Source organism: Paenibacillus sp. Cedars, assembly GCF_003184205.1.
GTDB lineage: Bacteria > Bacillota > Bacilli > Paenibacillales > Paenibacillaceae > Paenibacillus_AQ > Paenibacillus_AQ glucanolyticus.
In genome coordinates this window covers 4,907,242-4,930,000 of sequence record NZ_CP020866.1, presented here as the reverse complement: position 1 = coordinate 4,930,000, position 22,759 = coordinate 4,907,242, and the positions used below count along the sequence as shown (strand labels likewise).

The window sequence follows — 22,759 nt, the reverse complement described above, 5'->3', positions numbered from 1 at the left end:
GATGAGATTTCCCAACTAGTAAGACCCCTTGAAGACGACGAGGTAGATAGGTTGGAGGTGGAAGTGCAGCAATGCATGGAGCTGACCAATACTAATCGGTCGAGGGCTTATCCAAATGTATTTCAATGTGTTGCAAATTCGTTTCGTATCTAGTTTTCAGGTGATTAAACATCTGAAGCCGTTTGGTGGCGATGGCGGAAGGGTTCCACGCGTACCCATACCGAACACGACCGTTAAGCCTTCCAGCGCCGATGGTACTTGGACCGCAGGGTCCCGGGAGAGTAGGACGTCGCCAAGCGAACAACCATAAAGACCGTTATCGAGTAATCGATAACGGTCTTTTCCTGTTTGCAGAAAAAGACCAGTAGCAGTTTCTAGAAACAGTCTTGAGCAGTAGTTTTCAATAATAGTTTCCGGTAACAGTCTTCTGCAGCAGTTTTCAGTTCTTCAGCAGCATTTTCCAGTAACAGTTTCCAGTAGTAGTCTTCAGTAGCATTTCGTATAGGCAGCTGGCTCCAAAAGTAGATTATCAATGGCAGATTCCCTAGTATGCACGTATTGCCCATCTAACGGACCGTAGGAGCGTTATACAGCAATAAACTAGATGATTTCAAATGTAACGGACCCCACAGATGTTATATTAGGCTATGAGTCGGTTTTGATCACATTTTTGATGATATAAGCTCAATCCGGTCCGTTAGAATTTCAATAGCTTCATTTTTCCGCGAATAGTGTCCTCTGAGTCCGTTAGCGATCAAGAAGAAAGAACACCAGCAGCAGTTCCCGGTAACGGTCCTTAGTAGCAGTCTTCAGGAGGAGTTTCCGGTAACGGTCCTTAGCAGCAGACTTCAGCAGCATTTTCCAGTAACAGTTTCGAGTAGTAGTCTTCGGCAGCATTTCGCATAGGCAGCTGGCTCCAAAAGTAGATTATCAATGGCAGATATTCTGGTATGCAAGTATTCCCCATCTAACGGACCGTAGGAGCGTTATACAGCAATAAACTAGATGATTTCAAATGTAACGGACCCCACAGATGTTATATTAGGCTATGAGTCGGTTTTGATCACATTTTTGATGATATAAGCTCAATCCGGTCCGTTAGAATTTCAATAGCTTCATTTTTCCGCGAATAGTGTCCTCTGAGTCCGTTAGCGATCAAGAAGAAAGAACACCAGCAGCAGTTTCCGGCAATAGCATTTAGTAGCAGTCTTCAGGAGCAGTTCCCGGTAACGGTCATTGGAAGCAGATTTCAGCAGCATTTTCCAGTAACCGTTTCCAGTAGTGGTCTTCGGCAGCATTTCGCATGGGCAGCCAGCTCCAAAAGTAGATTAGCAATGGCAGATTCTCTGGTATGCAAGTATTCCCCATCTAACGGACCGTAGGAGTGTTATACAGCAATAAACTAGATGATTTCAAATGTAACGGACCCCACAGATGTTATATTAGGCTATGAGTCGGTTTTGATCACATTTTTGACGATATAAGCTCAATCCGGTCCGTTAGAATTTCAATAGCTTCATTTTTCCGCGAATAGCGTCATCTGAGTCCGTTAGAGATCAAGAAGACCACCAAAAGTGACTTTACAGTAGTGGCTTTACAGTAGTGGTTTGCGTCTGTAGAGATCAAGAACCCCGAGAACGATTTTCTGAAAAGATGGGCTTCATCAGCAGTAGAGGGGGCCAGTATTCGATTTCAGTAGTCGATTTCGGCAGCAGTTTCTAGTAACAGTCTTTAGTAACAAGTCTTCAGTAACAAGTCTTCAGCAGTACTTGTAACCAGTTTTCCAAAAGTAGATCATCCGTGCCACTTTCCTATAGCAGTCCCCAAACCCAACCTCCACAAACAAAACTCACTGCGTACGTTAGTCATTATGAGGTGGTTACATGGAGGAGATGGCAACGAACAGAAGGACGCCCAACAAGACCTAAGGTCTTTGCGGACGTCCTTTTTTTCCAAAATTAATATCTTTCCAAGATCAGCTGAGTTTTCAAGCCATCGATCGGGAGGAGCCAGTCGTTAGACATCAGCGTGTCCATAAGTTCGGTTCGAAGTTGGGAGGCAACCGAAGCATCAGCTGTTTTGAATGAGATTTCAATCAGATTCTCGGTTCCTGTGCCCTCTGCGTTGCGAATAGGCCATACTTCAAGACTCATCTTCTGCCCCTCCCACGTGCCTTCGTAACGATAGAAGGTCAGCGGACCATGCAGACGGGACTGTGAAAGCTTTTGTTGACCCCAATCGGGGGAGGACCATTTTTTGAGTTTACCGGGCAGTTTATCCAGCAGCAAAGCCAAGGATACCTGCTCCAATGGAAGCTGTGTGCCGGTTGTTGTGGTGTTCACCTTCTTGGTGTTAGAGAAGCTAAGCGTTTGTTTGCCGTATCCCCAATCAATCTCTGCCTCGTAGTTGTCATCCGAAGCATCAAAGCCCTCACGGTTTGCCAAGCTTAGCGCGGCGTTAATATCTCCGTTTAGGATGGGATACCGTTTTTTATAGGTAAGCTCGTAGTTATCCTTGTCCTCTTTTTTGCGGAAACGGACATTCCAGCCTTCGGCATCCAGTTCCAGATGGTTCGTGTCATAGTAAGCTACCCCGATTGCTTGGGGAACAGAAGCCAGTCCGAATGTCTGAATGACGTCATTCCGAAGACTCCCGCTGGTTCCTAGAACGGCTTCGGGTTTGGCAAGGAACTTCACTTCATAGGAAGGCACGGCATTGGCAGCGGCTGAAACTTGTGATGCGTGGAGTCCGGTCACACCGCTTCCCAGGGCCACGAAACTTACCATGAAAGACAATGTCAGCTGTTTCCATCTTCTCAATACAATCACTCCCATAAGCTGGATTTAGGTTCAATCCTACTTTAAGCGTCGATTGATTGTTAGCTGTTAACGGAGAGGATGAACTGTATAAAATATCCATAGAATTATTGAATAGCTGCATCCATTTTATATTCGCTCGCTGCCCGAAATAAATATCCTCGCTTTATTAGAGTGCCTGCTCCAATTGTTTGCCCATCTCCCGCAGCACCTCCTGAAAACGATGAATTTGCACGGAAGGAAGACGGTCCTGGTTATGAACGCTGTAAATATGCCGGGATGCCCTGTGACCGGGAATCGGCAGGACGTGCAGTAATCCCTGCTGCCGCTCCCGCTGCACAGCCATTCGCGACATAAAGGAGACATGATCGCCCAATAACACAAGCTGCTTGATCGCTTCCAGTGAGTCCAGCTCCACGGGACTCCGCATATGCAGGCTGTGCTGCTGCAGCCAAAGATCCGTCAGCTGCCTTGTGCTGGATTCGCTTCCATGCAGGGCAAAGGGCGTGCGAACAATGTGTTCGGGCTGAAGCATATCCGATTGTATGAGTGGATGGCCTGGGGAACATATCAAGGTTAAATCATCCTTGCACAAGGATTCAGCTTGCAGGCCGGAACCCGTAAAGGGCTCCGACGAGATGATGCCCATGTCAATCTGGTGCCGGACCAGCATATCACGGATAACCGGCGAAGGTTTAACGGATAAGGATATCCGAATGCCAGGAAATTCACGGGAAAAGGTATTCAAGATCGCGGGCAGCAGATAGGTCGCGGGGACATAACTGGCTCCAATATGGAGCGTTCCGCGATACAAGCTGTCGTACTCCCGGACGACCCGCTCGGATTCCCTGGCAAGTGAATTTATTTTAACCGCATAATGCAGCAGGGCTTGTCCGGCTTCGGTGAGAAATGTTTTTCCGCTTCGGGATTCGAACAATCGGACTTGCAGCTCTTCCTCCAGTGACTTCATATGAAAAGTAACGGTTGGCTGCTTGATGCCGAGTATCTCCGCAACGCTGGTCATATGATGATGACGGTCGATCAGTTCCACGATTTGCAGCTTCATCAGGTTCACGTTTGCATCTCTCCCTTGGGTGTTAGTTGTTCCTTATTTATGCTCTCTATATAGATTTAATCTATGAGTATCAACAGAATTCAAACAAAAAGTTAATTCTGTGTTTACATTAGTCTAATACAACGCTTAAACGTGAGCATTACACTGGAAACAGCTTAAGAAGACAGGCAGGGATCGAAAGTGGAGATTGAAATCAGGGGTATTCATAAGTCGTTTCAAGGTACAGCCGCTTTGCTGCCTACCGATATAACGCTGCGTCATGGTCAATTCACAACATTGCTGGGGCCGTCCGGCTGCGGCAAAACGACACTTCTCCGAATGATTGCAGGGCTTGAACAGCCGGACGGAGGAGAAATCTACGCGGAAGACCGGTGTATTTACTCGGTGCACCAAAGAGTTGACGTTCCTGTGCACAAACGGAATTTTGGGATGGTCTTTCAAGATTTCGCCCTCTGGCCTCATATGACGGTATACGAGAATGTGGCGTTTGGATTAAAGGCGGCGAAGCATAAAGCGGATCTCCGGCAAAAGGTAACCGAAGCACTGGCTATGGTCCGCTTGCAGGGGATGGAGAACCGTTATCCTCACCAGCTGTCCGGCGGACAGCAGCAGCGGGTTGCTTTTGCCAGAGCGGTAGCTATACGTCCAGCTCTCGTATTGTTTGATGAGCCTTTAAGCGCGCTGGATGCGGTGCTTAGGGAGGAGATGCGGATCGAAATGATGTCACTGGTGAAGGACATGGGACTGACTGCGCTTTATGTGACCCATGATCAAGTTGAAGCCATGTCGATGTCGGATGAAATTGTGGTCATGCGGAAGGGGGAGGTGCTGCAGCGGGGAACCCCGGAGACCATATATGAAGCGCCAAGCCACCCGTTCGTGGCTTCGTTTATCGGCAAGTCCAACTGGCTGACGCCTGATCAGACGATGGTGAGGCCGGAGCATGTGACCTGGAACAGAAGCAGCACAGAGGATTTATGCTATCAGGCAACGGTGCTGAGTGTCAGCTATGTAGGCGAGCGATATGAAATCCGGCTGCAGTTGGACGAGTCGGATAACAAGTGGACAGCTTATCTGGACAAGAGAGTGGTCATTGGGGAACGCGTTAATCTGTACGTTTCTCCCCGTTGTATATGCCGGATGGATGAAGGCTCATTTCAAGGTAGAAGTACGCAACAAAATACAGCAGAACAGACGCCTGTTGTCGCAGGCTAATGATGAAAGGGAGTTGGGGAGATGAAGGGTCTGAAGTTGGGGAAAAAAAGCACGCTGCTATTATTGACATCGGTAATGAGTTTGAGTTTGTTTGGATGCGGGAGCGCGCCGAGCGGCGATTCGGTTAAGCCGGCGCAGGATAACAGCCAGCCGTCCGAATCGGGTACGGCTGCAGCAAGCGGTAAGCTCGTATTGTACAGCGCAGGACCGCAGAAGCTTGCCGACAATATCGTGAGCGGATTTGAAGCCAAGACCGGCGTGAAGGTCGAGATGTTCCAAGGCACAACAGGCAAAATATTGGCGCGAATGGAAGCGGAAAAATCAAATCCGGTCGCGGACGTTGTCATTCTCGCTTCGCTTCCGTCCGCACAGGCGTTGAAGGCGGATGGATTGACATTGCCTTATCCGGAAGCCGCCAATGCGGACAAGCTGAATAAGGATTGGTCTGACGCGGAAGGAAACTATTTCAGCACAAGCGCATCTGCACTGGGGATTGTATACAACACTAATCTGGTATCAACGCCACCACAAAGCTGGGCGGACCTGGGTCTGCCGGAGTGGAAGGATGCCGTCAACATTCCTGATCCAACGCTGTCGGGATCCGCGCTTGATTTCATCACCGGGTATTTGAGTGTAAAAGGCGATGCAGGCTGGGAATTGTTCGAGAGTTATAAAGCCAATGGCACCGCGATGGCTGGGGCGAATCAGGAAGCGCTCGACCCGGTGATCACCGGTGCCAAGAGTATGGTTGCTGCCGGCGTGGATTATATGGCATATTCGGCCAAAGCCAAAGGGGAGCCGCTTGATATCGTATATCCGGCAGAAGGAACCGTTGTGAGTCCAAGACCTGCGGCGATTCTGAAATCCAGCCCGAATGTGGATAATGCGAAGGCCTTTATTGACTACTTGCTGTCTGACGAGGCACAGAAACTGGTGGCAGAAGCTTATCTGATTCCGGGCCGCGAGGATGTGGAGGCTGAGGGACGCACCAATCTGAAGGATATTCCGGTATTTAAGGTGGACTGGTCCTGGATGAATGATCGCGGGGATGAAACGGCCGCGCGTTTTTCCGAGGTATTCAAATAAACCGTTTAAAAGTGAATCACGTAAAAGGCATGTGAGGTGAACAGCGGTGAGACCTGTCATCATGGACAGTCAGACATTTTTCAGGAAACTGGGCGTTATTCTCGCCCTGTTTCTTCTTATCATAAGCATTGGCGTGCCACTGCTCCTTATATTCTGGCAAAGCATATACCCGGAACAGCACTTGGATTGGCTGGCTCCGATACGAACGATAGCGGGCCATGAGCTATCCGGCATATTGCTGCAGTCCATTTGGCTCGGAGTATGCGTGGTGGCAGGATCAACACTGTTCGCGCTTCCGCTCGCGTGGATCATGGCCAAGACCCGGCTGGGAGAGCATCGGTGGGTGGATGTGATTCTGATGATACCGTTCATGACTCCTCCGTATATCGGTTCGATGGGCTGGATTCTATTCATGCAGAAGGGCGGATATTTACAGCAATGGCTGCCGGGAGCAGCGAGGTGGAGCGAGTCATTCTTCAGCTTCGGGGGCATGGTGCTGATTATGAGCCTGCACTTGTTCCCTTTCCTGTACCTGCTTCTGCGGGATGCGCTGATTCGTATCGGCGGCAATCTGGAGGAGGCCGGCGCGGTTCACGGCGCAGGCGCAGGGTATCGGTTCAGAAAAATTATCCTGCCGCTGCTGTTATCCTCTTACGGCATGGGTGCAATGCTGGTGTTTGTAAAAACCATTGCCGAATTCGGCACACCGGCAACGTTCGGACGTCGCATCGGATATTATGTGATGACTTCGGAAATTCACAAATATATATCAAGCTGGCCGATTGATTTCGGTAAAGCCACCTCGCTTGCCTCGGTACTGCTGTCCGTCTGTCTGGTGATGTGGTACATGCAGTCCACGGTCAGCCGGAGATTTACCTACCGCCTTGTCGGAGGTAAAGGCCAGCGCTCCAAAAGATATTCGCTGCGCGGCAGCAAAGGCGCAGTCAGCGCGCTATATATCGGGCTGCTGCTAATATTGTCGGTTGGAATCCCCTATTTTTCCGTCATTGCCGCTTCCTTGATGAAGCTCCGGGGAGCCGGATTATCTATAGATAATTTGACGCTCGATCATTATAAGGAACTGCTGTCATGGGGATCTGTCAGCCTGAAAGCGCTTGGTAACAGTCTGGGATTGTCGCTTGCGGCATCAACGGTGGCGGTTGTATTGGGTACTGGATTTGCCCTAACGATTGGCAAGTCCCAGGGGCGGATGCAGCGGGTCATTGATCTGTTTAGCCTCTTGCCCAACACGGTGCCCGGGATCGTGATGGTGGTCGGATTGATCCTGTTCTGGAATGCACCATGGATGCCGGTGACGCTCTATAATACCTATGGAATGGTCGTTCTTACTTATGTTGTATTGTTCCTGCCGTACACGGTGCAGTATGTGAAGGCCAGCTTTACGCAGATTGATGGCACCCTGTTTCAAGCAGGCCAGGTATTCGGAGGCGGTCCGCTGCTTATACTGCGGCGGATTCTGCTGCCGCTGATTATGCCGGGCATGCTGGCGGGATGGATTATGACGTTCACGATTGCGTCGCGGGAGCTGGTTGGGTCACTGCTCATTCTGCCGCCTTCGATGCAGACATCGGCTACGTATATATTTGCCCAGTTTGAGCAGGGCCAGGTGTCTCTCGGCATGGCTATGGCGGTGGTCTCCGTCGGAATGACGGTGGTGCTGCTGCTGATGGTCGAAGCCATGAATTCTAAAAGAAAGTGGAATGCATCATGATGAAACTGACAGTGTGGGGCGGTGCGGGCGAGCATGGCCGCTCCGCCTATTTGCTGAGCGGCAATCGGGTCCATTTGCTGCTGGATTGCGGTGTTATGAAGGAAGGAACCGGGGTCTATCCGATTATACAGCCGGAGCAGGTTCCGCAGCTTAATGCGGTGTTTCTGTCTCATGCTCATGAGGATCACTCGGTGGCGATTCCGCTCTTGTATCGCCTTGGATATCAGGGGGAGGTATGGACGACCCGGGAGACGGCGGCACAATTAACGGCCTATTTCGCCTCCTGGCGGGAGTATACGGAACGGGTGGGCGAGAAACTTCCCTATAGGGAAGAAGATCAGAGTGCTATCCGCTATCGGTTTCTGGAGGAAGAGGCGAAGAGGTTGACATGGTTTGACGCGCTCCCCGGTGTTAAGGTGATGTGGGGGAGAAGCGGACATTTGATGGGCTCTGTCTGGTTGCTGGTAGAGGCCGAAGGAAAACGGATCTTCTATTCGGGCGATTATACCTCGGAATCTCTGCTGCTGGAGGACGATAACCCCTCACTTGCAGACACGTCATCCGCCATGCTGCTGGATCTGGCTATTGTAGATGCAGCTTACGGGACGGATGCTCATTCACAGGCCGACAGGCTGATGCAATTGGAGCAAACGATTCAGAGCACGCTGCAAAGCGGAGGAAAAGTGTTATTGCCGGTCCCGGCTGTGGGTCGGGGTCAAGAAATGATTCTCTGGGCATCCCGAAATTGGGGGCATATCCCGATCGTGACTGAAGCTCCGCTGATCGAAGGGATGAAGCGGCTGCTTTGCCGTTCGGAGTGGCTTCGCAGCACGGATTCCGATCAGGGAATGAAAAGCGAGCTTGAGTTATTGCTGAGCCAAAATAATTGGATTGTACCCGGTAGCGATGCAGAACGCAAGTCATGGCTTGATAAACAGGGAGCCTCGTTGTGGTTCGTAACCGACGGAATGATGCAGTCGGATCTGGCACAGTGGTACTACCATCGGTTTTCCAGAGATTCCCGGAACCTGGTTCTGCTCACTGGGCATGTTTCTAATGGAACCTTTGGACAGCGTCTCCTTCAGCATCCAGAGGATTACGGGGATTGTTCTGTTATGAAAATCAGGTATAAAGTGCATCAGGGTCTGGCGGACGTTCGGCAGATGATAACCGCTATACCGGCGCAGCATACCGTGCTTGTTCATGCAGACAAAGCAGAAACGGACCGGTTACGAGTCCGTCTGGTCGAGGAATTAACCGATCCCCAAATTCACATTCATTCCATTTCGGTGGGTGAGGAAGTACACTTCTAATAGTTGGGAATCCAGGAACCTCTATCGCTTCATTGGCGATGGAGGTTTTTTGCTTGTGTTTCATAGATTACCGCGTGGGGTTCTCATGGCCTTATAGGCTGTTGCCGGGATTCTCACAGCCTCCATTCGCCTGTGTTTAGAGGGATGTGAAGTTGGTGAAGGGTAATCATATCTGCATATAAAATAAATTAGTACCAAGTACTAGTACTTGGTGATATAATGATTATAAACTTGGAGGTGTGAATGATGAGCCAATCAAAATCAAGGATTACAGCAATCGGGACCTATGTACCTGAACGGATATTAAGCAATGCGGATTTAGAGAAGATGGTCGAGACCAGCGATGAATGGATTGTCCAGCGCACAGGCATGCGGGAACGCCGGATAGCTGCTCCGGATCAGTTCGTGTCTGACCTTGCCATTCGTGCTGTGCGAGATATGGTTGATCGGTACGGTGTTACCGTGCAGGATGTCGATATGATTCTTGTGGCTACAAGCACGCCGGAATATTCTTTTCCAAGCACGGCCTCTCGCGTGCAATCGAAGCTGGGCATAACCAGTACGGGGGCACTCGATCTGAATGCAGCTTGCGCGGGATTTGTATATGCACTTCAGATGGCCGACGGATTAATATCCGGGGGAGCCTACAACAAGATACTCGTCATTGGGGCGGAAACCTTATCGAAGATTACGGATTACACCGACCGAACGACATGCGTTCTGTTTGGGGACGGTGCTGGCGCTGTACTGCTGGAGCGGGATGAGGATTCGCCGAGCATTGCAGCTTCCATATCAGGCACGTTTGGCGAAGGCGGCATTCATCTGTACAAGACAGCCCTTTCCGAGCAGATGGACGGAGCGGAGTTAAAGAGCGGGTGTCTTGTTCAAAATGGCCGTGAGATATATAAGTGGGCCATTCGGAACATTCCGGAGGGTGTCCGTACCTTACTGTCCAAAGGGGGCATGACCGCGGACGAAGTGGATTGGTTCGTACCGCATAGTGCCAATCTTCGCATGATCGAAGCGATCAACGAGCGAGGGCCTTTTTCAATGAACCGAACGTTAACCAGCGTTGAGTACCGGGGAAACACATCGGCAGCCTCCATTCCGCTTGCGCTTCAGCTGGCCGTGGATGAAGGACGCTTGAAAGCAGGAGACCATGTGCTGCTCTATGGATTTGGCGGGGGAATGACCTATGCCGGCTCCATCGTTAAATGGACGATATGATCTCTTGCAGGATATAAGAAATCGACCTGTCATGGACAGGCGCCAAGTTCCGAAGGACTACGGAAAGGCAGCATAGGTAAAACCACCACCGCAGGAATCATCCGGCTGTCAAAGGGCTCATCAGTCCGAGAGTTTCACATCTAAAATATCCGTAAGACCGCTATCGACATTCGATATGCGGTTTTTTTGTGGTGGAATTACGAAGTGGACAAACGTGAATCGTAATAAATTCAACTCAAATTCGAAAGTTTGCCTCCTCAAAATTTGGTTCCGCTTTCATTAGACTATAAAAGAAAAATACGTTTGATGGAAGAGGGGTAGAAGAATGAAAAGGTTTAAATCATGGAGCTTGCTGCTCATGAGTATCATCATGGTGTTCTCGCTGGCGGCGTGTGGAGGCGGCAACGGAAGCAAAACGGCTGAATCTCCGGGGGGAGGCAGCACCGAAGAGAAGGACAATACGAAGGAAGAAGCACCATCTACAGAGAAAATCGAGCTGTCCTTCTGGTCATTGGGTACGACCAATTATGAGGATCTGGCTAAGGAATACACCAAAGAGCATCCGAACATCACGTTCAAATTCCAGAATACGTCGGACCAGACGGCGCATCACAACAATCTGACAACGGCGTTGTCCGCAGGCTCTGGCGCACCTGATATTTTTCAACTTGAGATTGCCTTTATGGAACGCTTTATTAACAACCAGGATAAGTTCTATAACCTGTATGATCTCGGTGCCAAAGATGTAGAAGGCAACTATCTGGAATGGAAATGGAAGCAAGCCACATCGGTGGATGGCTCGTTCCAACTGGGTCTTCCTACAGACATCGGCCCTACGGTTGTATACTACCGTACCGATTTGGCTGAGCAAGCGGGACTGCCTACGGATCCGGACGGGTTCAGCGCTGCGATTGATTCATGGGATAAATTCGCAAGCGTGGCCAAGGAATTCACAGGCAAAACGGGTAAACCTTTTGCTGACCTGACGGATTTGGTATACAACGGGGTTCGCGACCAATCGCCGGATCAAATCTATTTCAACAAAGAAGACGGTTCCTTTATAGGAGATACGAACCCGCAAGTGAGAAAAGCTTATGACTTTACGGTCAAAGGGATTCAGGAGGGCTGGATCGGCAACTGGATACTGTGGTCCCCTGAATGGCAAAAAGCGATTAATGATGGAGACTTCGGCGTTATGCTCGGCCCGGCCTGGATTGCCGGTACCATTCGTAATGCCAAGGACACCGCAGGCAAATGGCAAATTGCCCAGCTCCCTGAAGGAGCAGGCAACTGGGGCGGATCGTTCCTGACCTTGCCGAAGGAAGGCAAGCATTCGAAGGAAGCATATGAATTTATCTCGTGGGTGCTGAACCAGGAGAACCAGCTGAAATCGTTTAAGGATAGCGGCTTATTCCCATCCATTCCTGCGGTTTACAGCGAGCCTTCCTTCACGGAAGAGAAGGATGAATTCTTCAGCGGTCAGGTTATTTCCGAAGCATATGCCAAGTCAGCCGAGCGTATCAAGCCGGTGTATTACGGACCGCTGCATGACCAGACCGATACCATTATCAAGAACGCGCTTAAGAACGTGCTGGAGAAGAAAGCGGACCCGCAAAAAGAGTGGGAAAGCGCAATGAAACAAATTAAGACACTGGTCGATCGCAGCTAAGAAACTGAGGATAAGCTTTCGCTTAGCTCGTCCATATCAAGTGATGCATCCGAATCCGAGATGGGATATAGCCCTCCCCTCGGCTTCGGATTTATCCTTACCCACCTGGAGGTGCATTTATGGCAGACACAGCAACGGCAAAGTCATCGCAATCCGTGCCGCAGAAGCGGCGCTTGTTGACGGAGACCGTGCGCAGCCGGTTTACGGCGTATACGTTTATATCTCCATTTTTTATACTGTTTGCAATCTTTGGGCTCTATCCGATTGTATTTACCATCTATCTATCCTTCTTCAAGTGGGACGCACTCGGACCGATGAAATATGTCGGGTTCAAGAACTACGAGCTGATTACAAGTGACCCGACATTCTGGATCGCTTTCAGCAACACACTCATTATGGCGTTGATGGGAACCGTGCCGCAGCTCATTGTGGCATTATTTGTTGCGGTTATGCTCAATTCGGCCCTGAACAAATTCAAGAACACGTTCCGCATTCTATATTTTATGCCGAATATCACGTCCATCGTAGCCGTCACATTGGTGTTCAGTACCATGTTCGGCAACAACGGGATGGTGAATTGGATGCTGAACACCTTCGGTGTGGAGAGCGTTCCGTTCAATTCCGGCTGGTGGGGAGTCAAAATCGCGATTTCGTCCATGGTGATGTGGCGCTGGATGGGTTATAACGCCATTATTTTTCTGTCGGGGCTGCAGAGCATTCCGACTGATATCTATGAAGCGTCCAAAATCGACGGCGCAACCCGGGGCCAGCAGCTGCGCTATATTACACTGCCGCTCCTGCGTCCGTTTATCCTGTTCGTTACCCTGATATCGACGATTGGTGCGCTTCAACTGTTTACGGAGCCCTATGTCTTCCTCGGTCAGTCCGGCACAGGCTCTACACGTCAGGAAGGGGTAACGATGGTAACGTATCTGTATAATGAAGCATTTAAGAACGGTTTCTTCGGTACGGCTGCGGCAACGGCGGTCCTCTTGTTTGTCGCCACCATCCTATTCTCGGTATTGAACATGATGCTGGGCCGTGAAGGCGGGGAGACGGGAGGTAAAAAAGCATGAGTTCAGTTGCAATAAGCCGTAAAAAACCGGATGAACCCGGTGTAATCGCAAAATTCTTTTTCTATCTGTTGATGATTCTGGGTGCGCTTGTATCGATCTTCCCGTTCTACTGGATGTTCGTTGTGGCTACCAATGACAAGGATGCGGCATTCCATATTCCGCCGCTGCTCACACCAGGAACGCAGTTCTTGGATAACTTCTCACGCGTGCTGGAGCGCACGGATTTCTTCAGAGCCTTGTTGAATTCCGTCGTTGTGTCGACATCGGTTACAGTGTCCGTTGTGTTCCTCTGCACGCTGGCAGGGTATGCTTTTGCGAAGTACGAGTTTCCTTTGAAGAAGACGCTGTTTGTATTTGTCATTGCTACCATGCTCGTGCCGGCTCAGTTAGGCGTGCTTCCACAGTATGTCATTATGGCCAAGCTGCACTGGATCGACAGCTACAAAGCGCTGATAGTGCCGGCCATGGTCAATGCCTTCGGTATTTTCTGGATGAGGCAGTACATCACATCTGCCGTTCATACCGAGCTGATCGAAGCGGGGCGGATCGATGGCGGCGGACATTTCCGGATCTTCTGGAATATTGCCATTCCTGTTGTGACGCCTGCGATGGCCACGCTTGGGATATTGAATTTCATGAATGTGTGGAATGATTTCTTCTGGCCGCTCGTCGTATTAAAAAACCGAGAGAATTACACCATTCAAATAGCATTGCAGCAGCTGTTCACCAATAAGGACGGCCTCGACTTCGGGATGATCATGTCGGCAACCTTCACGGCAACACTGCCGCTGCTTATTGTTTTTCTGCTGTTCAGCCGCTATGTCATCGCGGGTCTGACATCAGGCGCCATAAAAAGTTAAAAGGCGCGGGAACTTTGACAAGGAATGCCACCTGCCATGAAGAATAATAGACATAGTAGAGTGGAGGGAGGAAATGGTTCATGAAACTCCGCCGAAAGATTTTGCTGGCTATTATTCTTCTGGTCTTCATTCCGGTCATCGCGCTGGGCGGTGTTTCTTATTACAGCTTTTCGGAAGCGATGGAGAAGAAGTCGAATGATTTCTACTGGATTTCGCTCTTGGAAACGGACCGGAAGCTGAAGTTTGCCTTGAACGAAATTACGACGATTTCGAACTCCGCGATTACCCAGCAATCGGTTCAGCAGATGCTGAAGCAGCCGGACTACGCGGTAACCTATGACCGGAGGCAGGAGATCAACAATCTGATCAATCATCCGATGATTGCCTCGTTTGCTTTTTATTCGAATGATCAATTGATTTATCATACAGATGGCGGAATGGAGCTTGCTGAGCTGAGGCGGCAAGATTGGTATGAAGCGGTCGTGAAGGCAGAGGGTCGCCCCGTATGGGTCGGTCCCGGAGAGAACGGCTCTGCTTCATCCGGTGCTCCCGTCTTGATTCAGTCCAGAGTGATTAAGGACTATTACTCTCTGGAGGATATCGGGACGGCTGTGATTTACGTGAAGCCGGATCTCCTCGACCAGGTCTTCTGGGAGGCGGCAACGCTGAAGCAGGGCGATATTTTGCTGGTCAACAAGCAGGGCCATATCGTATTTACGAAATCAGGCGAGCATATCGGGGAGCGGACGGAATTTCCGTTTCTCTCGGACAGTTATACGAATGGGAAAGGATACTATGTCGATCCATATTTAGATGAAAAATCACTCATCACGTATTCCCCTTCTCATAATAAGGAATGGTTTCTCGTCGCCATCACGCCAAGCAAACTCATCTCTGCCGAATCGGTCTCCATCCGTAACCTTGCCTTGATCCTGGGATTGATCTCGCTGCTGTCGGCGTTTCTGTTCGACCGTTTTTTTGTGCGCAGAATGGTCCGCAGCATCATCAGTGCGGTGAACGGGATGAAGCGTGTGAAGCAGGGAATATTCGTTCCGATCCCATCGCATCATGCGGCAGAGGATGAGACGGATCTGTTAATCGACGGATTTAACCGGATGAGCTCGCAGATCCATGAGCTGATTGGTCAGGTCGAGATGGAGCAGGCCCGGAAGAAGGAAGCGGAGCTGCAGGCGCTTGTCGCTCAGATCAATCCGCATTTCATATATAATTCACTGGAATCGATTAACTCGATGGCTGTCCTTCAGGGCAACAAGGATATCAGCAAAATGGTGGTCTCCCTGGGTAAGCTGCTGCGCATCAGCATCAGCGAGCATCATGAGCTGATCCCCCTCCATATGGAGCTGGAGCATGTCCAGCATTATATGCGGATACAGAAATTCCGGTTTGAAGAGAAGTTTGAATACGGAATTGAGCTTCCGGATTCGCTGAAGCACTACGTTACGCAGAAGCTGATTGTACAGCCCATTGTGGAGAACGCTTTATACCACGGCATTGAGCCGATGGAGGACAGCGGCTATATCTCCATCAAGGTGTCGGAGGACCATGAGGATATCGTAATTGACGTGGAGGATAACGGGCCGGGGTTCGATCCGGAGACATTGATCAAGCTGTGGAATACGGATCAGGGACAGTTGAAGAAGTATCGGGAAAACGGAGTTGGGCTGAAAAACGTGCACGAGCGGCTGCGGATACGGTTTGGCAGCCGTTACGGACTTATGATCTGTTCTTCCCCCGGTCACGGTTCATTGATACGAATTCGTATTCCGAAAATACTGACATGACAAGGAGGCGGCGCAGCGTGAGATGGTTTTGGAATTGGGGCTGGATTGTAGGCTATGCCACTCTGCTCGCGCTCTCTGTTGTGTGGGTTACAGTGCAGAACCAGGGACCGGCCCAGGAGGCGCAGCCGGAGAAAATCACGCTGACATTCCGGCATTTCTGGAACAAGGAGCATGACAAGCCGGTGCTGGCTATTTTTGAGAGTGTCGTCCGCACTTATGAGAAAGCGCATCCAAATGTGAAGGTGAACTTTGAAAGCATCGATCAAACAATCCATCGGGAACAAAAGCTGAAGAGCGAGATGGTCACCGGGACGCCGCCGGATATGTTTGTCCTGTTTGGCGGAGCTGAAATTGTGCCGTATGCCAGATCCAACCGGCTGATGGATTTAACGGAATTTCTGGAGAATGCCGGCTTGAGGGAGCAGTTCAAGGATCTGCACCACTGGACCTTTAATAACCGGGTCTATGGTTTGCCTTTTGAGGGCCATGCGGAGCCGATCTATTATAATCGGGCTTTATTCCAGAAGCTGCATCTGGAGCCTCCGAAGACGATGGAAGAGCTGGATGAAGTGATCCGGGTACTCCAGGCGAACGATAAGATCCCTTTTGCATTAGGGAATGAAGATCGGTGGCCGGCAGGGATTTTTGCCCATTATTTCATGGATCGTTATGCGGGACCGGAACTCATTGACAGGCTGGTTGAAGGAGAGGATGGCGTTAGCTTTCAGCATCAGTCGTATATGAAGGCTTTTGAGAAGCTGGAACAGTGGATCAGCGAAGGGGCGTTCAGTCCCCATGCCAACGATCTTTCCACCGAGGAAGCCATCGCTCAGTTTACGGAAGGGAAGGCAGCGATGTATCTGAACGGCAGCTGGGATATTACATTGTTTCGCAATGAGGATCATCCGGATTTTCAGAATGAGGTGGGGGTTATCCCCTTCCCATCCCTGCATTCCGGAGAGGAACGGTCCTTGGCAGGTGGTTACACCATTGGCATCGGACTTTCCTCGGATTTGGATGAGCCGAAAAAGCAAGCGGCCCTGGAGCTGCTGGGCATGTTCTATACAACGGAGGTACAGACCCGGCTGGTGTATGAAGGGCTGCGCGTTCCTTCCATGAAGATAACCTATGATTCCAAGAAAACCGGTCCGGTATTTGCCCAGGTTACGGAGCTGATGGAGGATTCTGCGAGTACCTTCCTCCCGTATGACAACAAGCTATCGCCTGAAGTGAACAGTTCATTCCTTAAAGTGATCGAGGACATGATTGGAGGACGGATCGATGCTGACAATGCGCTGGAGCAAATTCAGAAGTCCTCGATACGCTATTGGCAGCTTAGACGGAACACGGTGACGGAGTAACCATAAAGACAGGGGGAGAAGCCATGAGCGGAGCGGACGGTAAATTCAGAGTGATGCTGGTCGATGACGAGCCTATCATTCTGCGCAGTCTAAAGGCAGCGATTCCCTGGGATGAGCTTGAACTGGAGGTCGTAGGGGAGGCGAAGAGCGGGGATAGCGCTCTGAAGCTGGCGCGCGAGGTATCGCCGCATATGATCATTAGCGATATCCGCATGCCGGGAATGGACGGCATCACACTCATGAAGGAACTGAAGGCGGATCAGGCGCGTCGGTTGATCATATTTATTAGCGGCTACGGTGAATTTGAATACGCGAGGGAAGCATTGCGCGAAGGGGCTTTTGATTATTTGCTCAAGCCGATCGATCACGATGAGCTGACCGAAACGATTGCCAGAGCAGCCAGAACCCTGGAGAAGCAAATGGCGGATGATCAAATGCTTCACTCGATCAAGGTATTATCCCTGTTGGCTCGGGAAAGGATGCTAACGGAGTTCATCGAGGGCAACCGGAGTCCGCTCCAGCATATGCAGTGGCTGGAAGACAGCGAATTGGAGCATGGCTACACGATGGCTGTCATTCAACTGGATCACTATTTGCGGCTTAATGAGCAGTGGAGCATGGATGAGAAGCGTCTATGGCTCTTTGCCGTGCGCAATGTTCTGGAGGAATGGTCCGTGCAGCATGGAGGGCTGACGGTATTCCCTTTCCGCAGCGGGGAATGGGTGCTGTTGTTTCCGAGTCTTGCGAGGGAGCGACAGGGGGACATTGGCCGGGATCTTGTTCAATTGATCAAGCGCAACACCAAGCTGTCCTGCTCTGTTGGCTTCAGTTCCAGCATGGCGGGGATCGACCGCTTGGGAACGGCTTATGAGACGGCAGTACGCGCGTTATATCAGCGCTTCTATTCCGGTGAAGAAGGTGTGTTTATCGGTACTGCGGATTCAGTTATGGAAACGGCCAGCGAAGCGGGATACCCGAAACATCTGGAGTCGATGATGGTCGAAAGCATCCGCACGCTTCATAAGGAGCGTTTGCTGGAGCTTTTTGATGAGACCAGGGCTTATATAGAGGAGCATGCATTCAGCAGGGAAATGACTGAGCGGGTATTGCTGGAGATGAGTGTTGTGCTGTATCGGCAGTTTGAGCATATGAAGGTTCTGTTTGAGTGGTCGTTAGAGGAGCTGCTGCAGGAGCTTTATGCTTCCGGCACCCTGCAGCAGCTGATGGATGTCATCAAGAATCATTTCAGCAAATGGATTGCACAGAGCCGATCGGGGCAGGCCAAGGACAATGTTCAGGCTGTGATGGGAAAAGCCAAGGAGTACATTGCGGACAATTATCAGAAGGATCTCAGCATTGAAGAGGTTTCGGAGCTGGCGGATTTGAGCATCAGCCATTTCTGCACCTTGTTTAAGGGAACAACGGGATATACGTTTCTGGAATACTTGACGGAGTGCCGGATTGAGAAGGCGAAGAGCATTCTGCTGAATACGGATGTGAAGGTGTACCAGGTGGCACCGCTTGTGGGGTACCAGGATCCGCGGTATTTCACGCAGGTATTTAAGAAAATAACAGGCAAAACCCCTTCCGAGTATCGGGAAGAGGCGACATCCAAAACATAAAAGCGCAAAGATCCTCCATGGAGTTCAAGATCCAAACTTGTGAGGATAGCATTCGGATCCCAAATAACGTAACAAGGAATAAATAACAGATCCATTTTTCCGGCTGTAATGACGGGAAAAGGGGAGCCTGTTATTTTCGTTTTAAATATCTTAATATTAAGACTTGACGATGACTAAGTTAAATATTAAACTGAAATTAGCAAAGATCCAGCCGCTGCGATGGAGCAGCGATAGAAGAAAACAGCGGCCAGAGCGCAGCTGCCTGTATAAAGAGATTGTTTTCGAAGCATCGTCTAGTCTTAGCGTATATGTGCTTACAATGGTGAACATGATTTCGTTTATTAGAGAAAAAAATTATAGATGGGAGAGTTGAGGTCATGAAGTTCAAAGGAATTCATCACGTGTCCGCAATTACAGCAGCAGCTTCGCAGAACTTCGAGTTTTATACAAAGGTGCTGGGCATGCGGCTGGTCAAGAAGACAGTAAACCAGGATGATGTCTCCGTGTACCACTTGTTTTATGGCGACGAGAAAGGAAATCCCGGAACCGAGCTTACCTTCTTCGAAATTCCGATGGCCGGCAGGACCCGTGAGGGAAACAACAGTATTTCGGCAACCTCCCTGCGAGTGCCCAGTGACCGCGCGTTGGAATATTGGACCGGGAGACTGGACGAATACGGCGTAGAACGTGAGGAGATACAGGAACGTGCCGGCCGATTGACACTGCTATTCAGAGATTTCGAGGGCCAGCGGATCATTCTGGTTTCGGATGAACATAACGAAGGAGTTCCTGGGGGCATTCCTTGGGAAAAGGGGCCGGTTCCGGCAGAATACGCCATCATCGGTTTAGGTCCGGTGCAGCTGACAGTACCTCGTGTGTTACAGACGGTTAAGGTATTGACGGAGCTGATGGGCTTCTGTTATAAAGGGCAGTATGCCTCGCCTGCAGCCGGGCAGCCGGATATCCTTGTATTCGAAACCGGGGAAGGCGGTACGGGCGCAGAAGTTCATGTCGAGGAAAGAACAGACCTTCCACAGGAACGCCTTGGACGAGGCGGTGTTCATCACGTTGCATTCCGCGTCGAGGATGAGGAAGAGCTTCGTTCCTGGATTGACCGGATTGGGGATGTGGGATTCTCAAATTCGGGATATGTCGATCGTTTCTACTTCCGTTCCTTGTATTTCCGGGAGCCTAATGGCATTTTGTTCGAGGTGGCTACCGACGGACCTGGATTTGACACGGATGAGCATATCGATCATCTTGGCGAATCCCTGGCGCTGCCGCCGTTCCTGGAACCGAAGAGGGAGCAGATCGAAGCCAACCTGAAGCCCATCCATACCATTCAATAAATCCGGGCTCACGGGATTAACCTAAAAAAGCATCAGGCAAGCCGCAATTTTTGATGGGCTTCCTGATGCTTTTTTTCATATTGCTTATGAATTCACTGTTGATAGAGCCGAGCAATGGCAGTCGCAGCCGAGCTGACATGCTCACGGAGCTCCTGGGGTGCAAGCACCTCGATTTCCGCCCCGCAGCTTAAGAGAAACGCGGACGCAGATTCCAACGTATTGAATTCCAAATCGGCCGTTATCCACCCTTCATGCGGGTTTCGCGTGTCGCAATGAATGATTTTCACATATCGCTCCCGCTCAAAACGTTTGATTAGAGAAACGGTCATTCGAACCTGTGCGGGATATTGCGGTAGATTCTGCATGAACCGTGTCAATGATTCTTCCCAATACTGGGCCAAGTCAAAATCAGCCGGACGATGAAACGTCTCATCAGTCATCACGGCATCCACGATTCTGGATACGCGGTAAGTCCGCAGTTCGCCTTGGGATTCCGCCACCACATACCATGTGCTCCGCTTGGCAACCAGTCCGAGGGGAAGGACAATTCTCTCGACACGCTCCTCTCCCTTCATATAATGAATGCGGAGTACGCGATCCAGCCATACTGCCTCCTGAAGCACCGTAAGGTACGGATGCGATTCACGGTAAGCGTGCCAGCCAGCGCCATCAATATGAATTTTCTCCCGAATGATTTCGGCATCCTGCCGAATGGAGCGCGGGGAAGAAGCCAATAATTTCTGATAAGCGGCATCAAACTGTTTGCCTATGCCTAAATCTCCGATCAGCGGGCTATGGCTGGAAACCAGCAGGGAGATGAGTTCGTCAGGCGTCATGCCCGTCAGGTTTGTACGATAGCTCTCCTCCAGCACCCAGCCGCCGTGGGAACCTCTCTCCGCATAAACGGGAATGCCGGCCGAGCTCAGGCTTTCCATATCGCGTATAATCGTTCGCTCCGATACCTCGAGCTGCTCCGCCAAATAACGGGTGTTCTTTTTACCACCGTTCTGAAGCATCAGCATGATGGACAGTAAACGGTCGGCTCTCATATCGTGTCACCTCTTTTAAGAACTGTAGAAGATAAATGTATTGTAGCATGGATATAAGACAATGGATGTCATATAAGCCTGATAGGATGAAGGTGTTGAGAAAATCTGTTATATGATGGAGGTTACGCTATGATTAACGAAAATCGTAAGCCGCTACAAGGCAAGGTTGCTGTCGTTGCAGGTTCGACGCGCGGTGCGGGTCGAGCTATTGCGGTTATGCTGGGTGCGGCGGGGGCAACGGTGTACTGCACAGGACGGAGCGTACGGGGACAAGCATCGGATATTAAGCGATCAGAGACCATTAACGATACGGCGGATATGGTGACAGAGCGGGGAGGGACCGGAATTGCCGTGCAATGTGACCATACCGTGGAAGAGCAGGTGAAGGCTCTGTTTGAGCGAGTTCGTGAGGAGCAGGATGGGCGACTCGACATTCTTGTCAATGATATATGGGGTGGCGAGCATCTTACACACTGGAATGTTCCGTTCTGGGAACAGTTCCTGTCCGATGGGTTGTTAATGCAGGAGCGTGCGGTTACCACGCATATGATCACAAGCTATTACGGTGTTCCACTCATGGTAGAGAATGGAAGCGGATTGGTCATTGAGGTTACGGATGGCTCTACTTACCGATATCGCGGGAACTTGTATTATAGTTTGGCCAAAATATCGCCGATTCATCTGGCAGAAGCAATGGCAGAGGAACTGCGCCCCTATCATGTAACCGCGTTATCCGTTACACCCGGATTTCTGCGTTCCGAACAAATGCTGGATCACTTCGGTGTTACAGAAGAGAATTGGCAGGATGCCGCAACGCAAGAACCGCATTTCATCGCGTCGGAGACGCCGTATTTCCTGGCGCAGGGGGTTGCGGCGCTGGCGGCTGATCCGGATGTTGCAGCCAAGAGCGGTAAGGCGCTGACCAGCTGGGATTTGTCGGATGAATACGGCTTCCGCGACATTGACGGCCGCAGGCCGCATTGGGGCCATTATGCGAAGGAGCAGGGTCTTCCCATATCGTAAGAAGATACGTAAAAACAGGGTGCCTATAGCCATGGCGGCGAATAGGCACCCTGTTTTGATGGGTAAAAATGTTCCTTTGACTTAGCATTTAGCGGTACCGCTGTGAGAATGTCTGTATCGGCAATAGCGGTACATCGCAGTGGAAGTCAAGGTTTTAGACTTCAGCTCATTACGAGCGGCCGCGTCTCATCGAGCCCATGATCAGGCTGACGATAAAGACAAGGACGACGGCACCGATCAGGGCAGGCAAGATGAAGAAACCTCCCATTTCCGGTCCCCAAGACCCGAGCAAAAGTCCACCCAGCCAAGCACCGACAAAACCAGCAATGATGTTACCGATGATACCGCCGGGAATGTCTCTGCCCATAATCAAACCTGCAATCCAACCAATGATACCGCCGACAATTAATGACCAAAGAAAACTCATGTTTATCACCTCGTATAAGTTATAGTTGTTTGTGCCTTACTATTAACCAAAGAAGTG

19 protein-coding genes and 2 rRNA genes (1 of these 21 cut by a window edge) are annotated in these 22,759 nt (G+C 50.4%); 15 read left to right on the top strand and 6 right to left on the bottom strand.

The genetic code is table 11. The features are described 5' to 3' along the window. Both B9D94_RS24310 and rrf read left to right on the top strand, forming a co-directional pair. Nucleotides 1-115, top strand: a 23S ribosomal RNA gene (locus B9D94_RS24310); it begins 2,812 nt to the left of the window's first position. Between the two features lie 66 nt (nucleotides 116-181). Further along, nucleotides 182-298: ribosomal RNA gene (rrf, locus tag B9D94_RS24305) — 5S ribosomal RNA — on the top strand. Nucleotides 299-747: 449 nt separating this feature from the next. On the opposite strand, the gene B9D94_RS31155 is transcribed toward rrf, so the two are convergent. From B9D94_RS31155 to B9D94_RS24295, 4 genes are all read right to left on the bottom strand, one after another. Then, complete coding sequence (locus B9D94_RS31155; RefSeq protein ID WP_172963994.1) at nucleotides 748-897, bottom strand: hypothetical protein; 150 nt, start codon at nucleotides 895-897, stop codon at nucleotides 748-750. 251 nt (nucleotides 898-1,148) lie between these two features. Continuing rightward, nucleotides 1,149-1,298: a hypothetical protein gene (locus B9D94_RS31150; protein WP_172963993.1), complete on the bottom strand. Its 150-nt coding sequence runs from the start codon at nucleotides 1,296-1,298 to the stop codon at nucleotides 1,149-1,151. 660 nt (nucleotides 1,299-1,958) lie between these two features. After that, nucleotides 1,959-2,828 (bottom strand): hypothetical protein, encoded by an 870-nt coding sequence (locus tag B9D94_RS24300; protein ID WP_253806035.1) that lies wholly within the window; start codon nucleotides 2,826-2,828, stop codon nucleotides 1,959-1,961. A 157-nt stretch (nucleotides 2,829-2,985) separates the two neighbouring features. After that, the gene (locus B9D94_RS24295) at nucleotides 2,986-3,882 is read right to left on the bottom strand and encodes a LysR family transcriptional regulator (protein WP_051449228.1); all 897 of its coding nucleotides are present in this window, start codon (nucleotides 3,880-3,882) and stop codon (nucleotides 2,986-2,988) included. Between the two features lie 189 nt (nucleotides 3,883-4,071). Here B9D94_RS24295 and B9D94_RS24290 point away from each other — a divergent pair, with 189 nt between their 5' ends. From B9D94_RS24290 to B9D94_RS24235, 12 genes are all read left to right on the top strand, one after another. Beyond that, a complete protein-coding gene (locus B9D94_RS24290; RefSeq protein WP_006208255.1) occupies nucleotides 4,072-5,106 on the top strand; it encodes an ABC transporter ATP-binding protein in 1,035 nt (344 codons plus the stop codon). Between the two features lie 21 nt (nucleotides 5,107-5,127). Beyond that, nucleotides 5,128-6,192: an ABC transporter substrate-binding protein gene (locus tag B9D94_RS24285; RefSeq protein WP_148248172.1), complete on the top strand. Its 1,065-nt coding sequence runs from the start codon at nucleotides 5,128-5,130 to the stop codon at nucleotides 6,190-6,192. Nucleotides 6,193-6,253: 61 nt separating this feature from the next. Continuing rightward, nucleotides 6,254-7,924, top strand: a complete 1,671-nt coding sequence (locus tag B9D94_RS24280) for an ABC transporter permease (protein WP_036640934.1) — start codon at nucleotides 6,254-6,256, stop codon at nucleotides 7,922-7,924. Continuing rightward, nucleotides 7,921-9,237 (top strand): MBL fold metallo-hydrolase, encoded by a 1,317-nt coding sequence (locus tag B9D94_RS24275; protein ID WP_148248171.1) that lies wholly within the window; start codon nucleotides 7,921-7,923, stop codon nucleotides 9,235-9,237. The genes B9D94_RS24280 and B9D94_RS24275 overlap by 4 nt, the downstream gene beginning before the upstream one ends. Nucleotides 9,238-9,483: 246 nt before the next feature. Then, on the top strand, nucleotides 9,484-10,464 hold the full coding sequence (locus B9D94_RS24270; protein ID WP_006208259.1) for a ketoacyl-ACP synthase III: 981 nt from the start codon (nucleotides 9,484-9,486) through the stop codon (nucleotides 10,462-10,464). A gap of 325 nt (nucleotides 10,465-10,789) precedes the next feature. Next, entirely contained in the window at nucleotides 10,790-12,133 is a 1,344-nt protein-coding gene (locus B9D94_RS24265; RefSeq protein ID WP_006208260.1) for an ABC transporter substrate-binding protein, read from the top strand. A gap of 119 nt (nucleotides 12,134-12,252) precedes the next feature. After that, on the top strand, nucleotides 12,253-13,209 hold the full coding sequence (locus B9D94_RS24260; protein ID WP_148248170.1) for a carbohydrate ABC transporter permease: 957 nt from the start codon (nucleotides 12,253-12,255) through the stop codon (nucleotides 13,207-13,209). Beyond that, on the top strand, nucleotides 13,206-14,069 hold the full coding sequence (locus B9D94_RS24255; protein WP_006208262.1) for a carbohydrate ABC transporter permease: 864 nt from the start codon (nucleotides 13,206-13,208) through the stop codon (nucleotides 14,067-14,069). Before B9D94_RS24260 ends, B9D94_RS24255 begins: the two co-directional genes overlap by 4 nt. Before the next feature lie 80 nt (nucleotides 14,070-14,149). Next, on the top strand, nucleotides 14,150-15,871 hold the full coding sequence (locus B9D94_RS24250) for a cache domain-containing sensor histidine kinase (protein ID WP_006208263.1): 1,722 nt from the start codon (nucleotides 14,150-14,152) through the stop codon (nucleotides 15,869-15,871). A gap of 17 nt (nucleotides 15,872-15,888) precedes the next feature. Continuing rightward, the gene (locus B9D94_RS24245) at nucleotides 15,889-17,232 is read left to right on the top strand and encodes an ABC transporter substrate-binding protein (protein ID WP_148248169.1); all 1,344 of its coding nucleotides are present in this window, start codon (nucleotides 15,889-15,891) and stop codon (nucleotides 17,230-17,232) included. Nucleotides 17,233-17,255: 23 nt separating this feature from the next. Further along, the gene (locus B9D94_RS24240; protein WP_148248168.1) at nucleotides 17,256-18,854 is read left to right on the top strand and encodes a response regulator; all 1,599 of its coding nucleotides are present in this window, start codon (nucleotides 17,256-17,258) and stop codon (nucleotides 18,852-18,854) included. 377 nt (nucleotides 18,855-19,231) lie between these two features. Then, on the top strand, nucleotides 19,232-20,203 hold the full coding sequence (locus B9D94_RS24235) for a ring-cleaving dioxygenase (RefSeq protein ID WP_148248167.1): 972 nt from the start codon (nucleotides 19,232-19,234) through the stop codon (nucleotides 20,201-20,203). A 92-nt stretch (nucleotides 20,204-20,295) separates the two neighbouring features. Here the strand turns inward: B9D94_RS24235 and B9D94_RS24230 are convergent, their stop codons facing one another. Next, entirely contained in the window at nucleotides 20,296-21,252 is a 957-nt protein-coding gene (locus B9D94_RS24230) for a helix-turn-helix transcriptional regulator (protein WP_148248166.1), read from the bottom strand. A 129-nt stretch (nucleotides 21,253-21,381) separates the two neighbouring features. On the opposite strand from B9D94_RS24230, the gene B9D94_RS24225 reads away from it, so the two are divergent. Beyond that, entirely contained in the window at nucleotides 21,382-22,275 is an 894-nt protein-coding gene (locus B9D94_RS24225; protein ID WP_036640893.1) for an SDR family oxidoreductase, read from the top strand. Between the two features lie 169 nt (nucleotides 22,276-22,444). On the opposite strand, the gene B9D94_RS24220 is transcribed toward B9D94_RS24225, so the two are convergent. Beyond that, nucleotides 22,445-22,702: a GlsB/YeaQ/YmgE family stress response membrane protein gene (locus B9D94_RS24220; RefSeq protein ID WP_006208269.1), complete on the bottom strand. Its 258-nt coding sequence runs from the start codon at nucleotides 22,700-22,702 to the stop codon at nucleotides 22,445-22,447. Nucleotides 22,703-22,759: the final 57 nt, after the last annotated feature.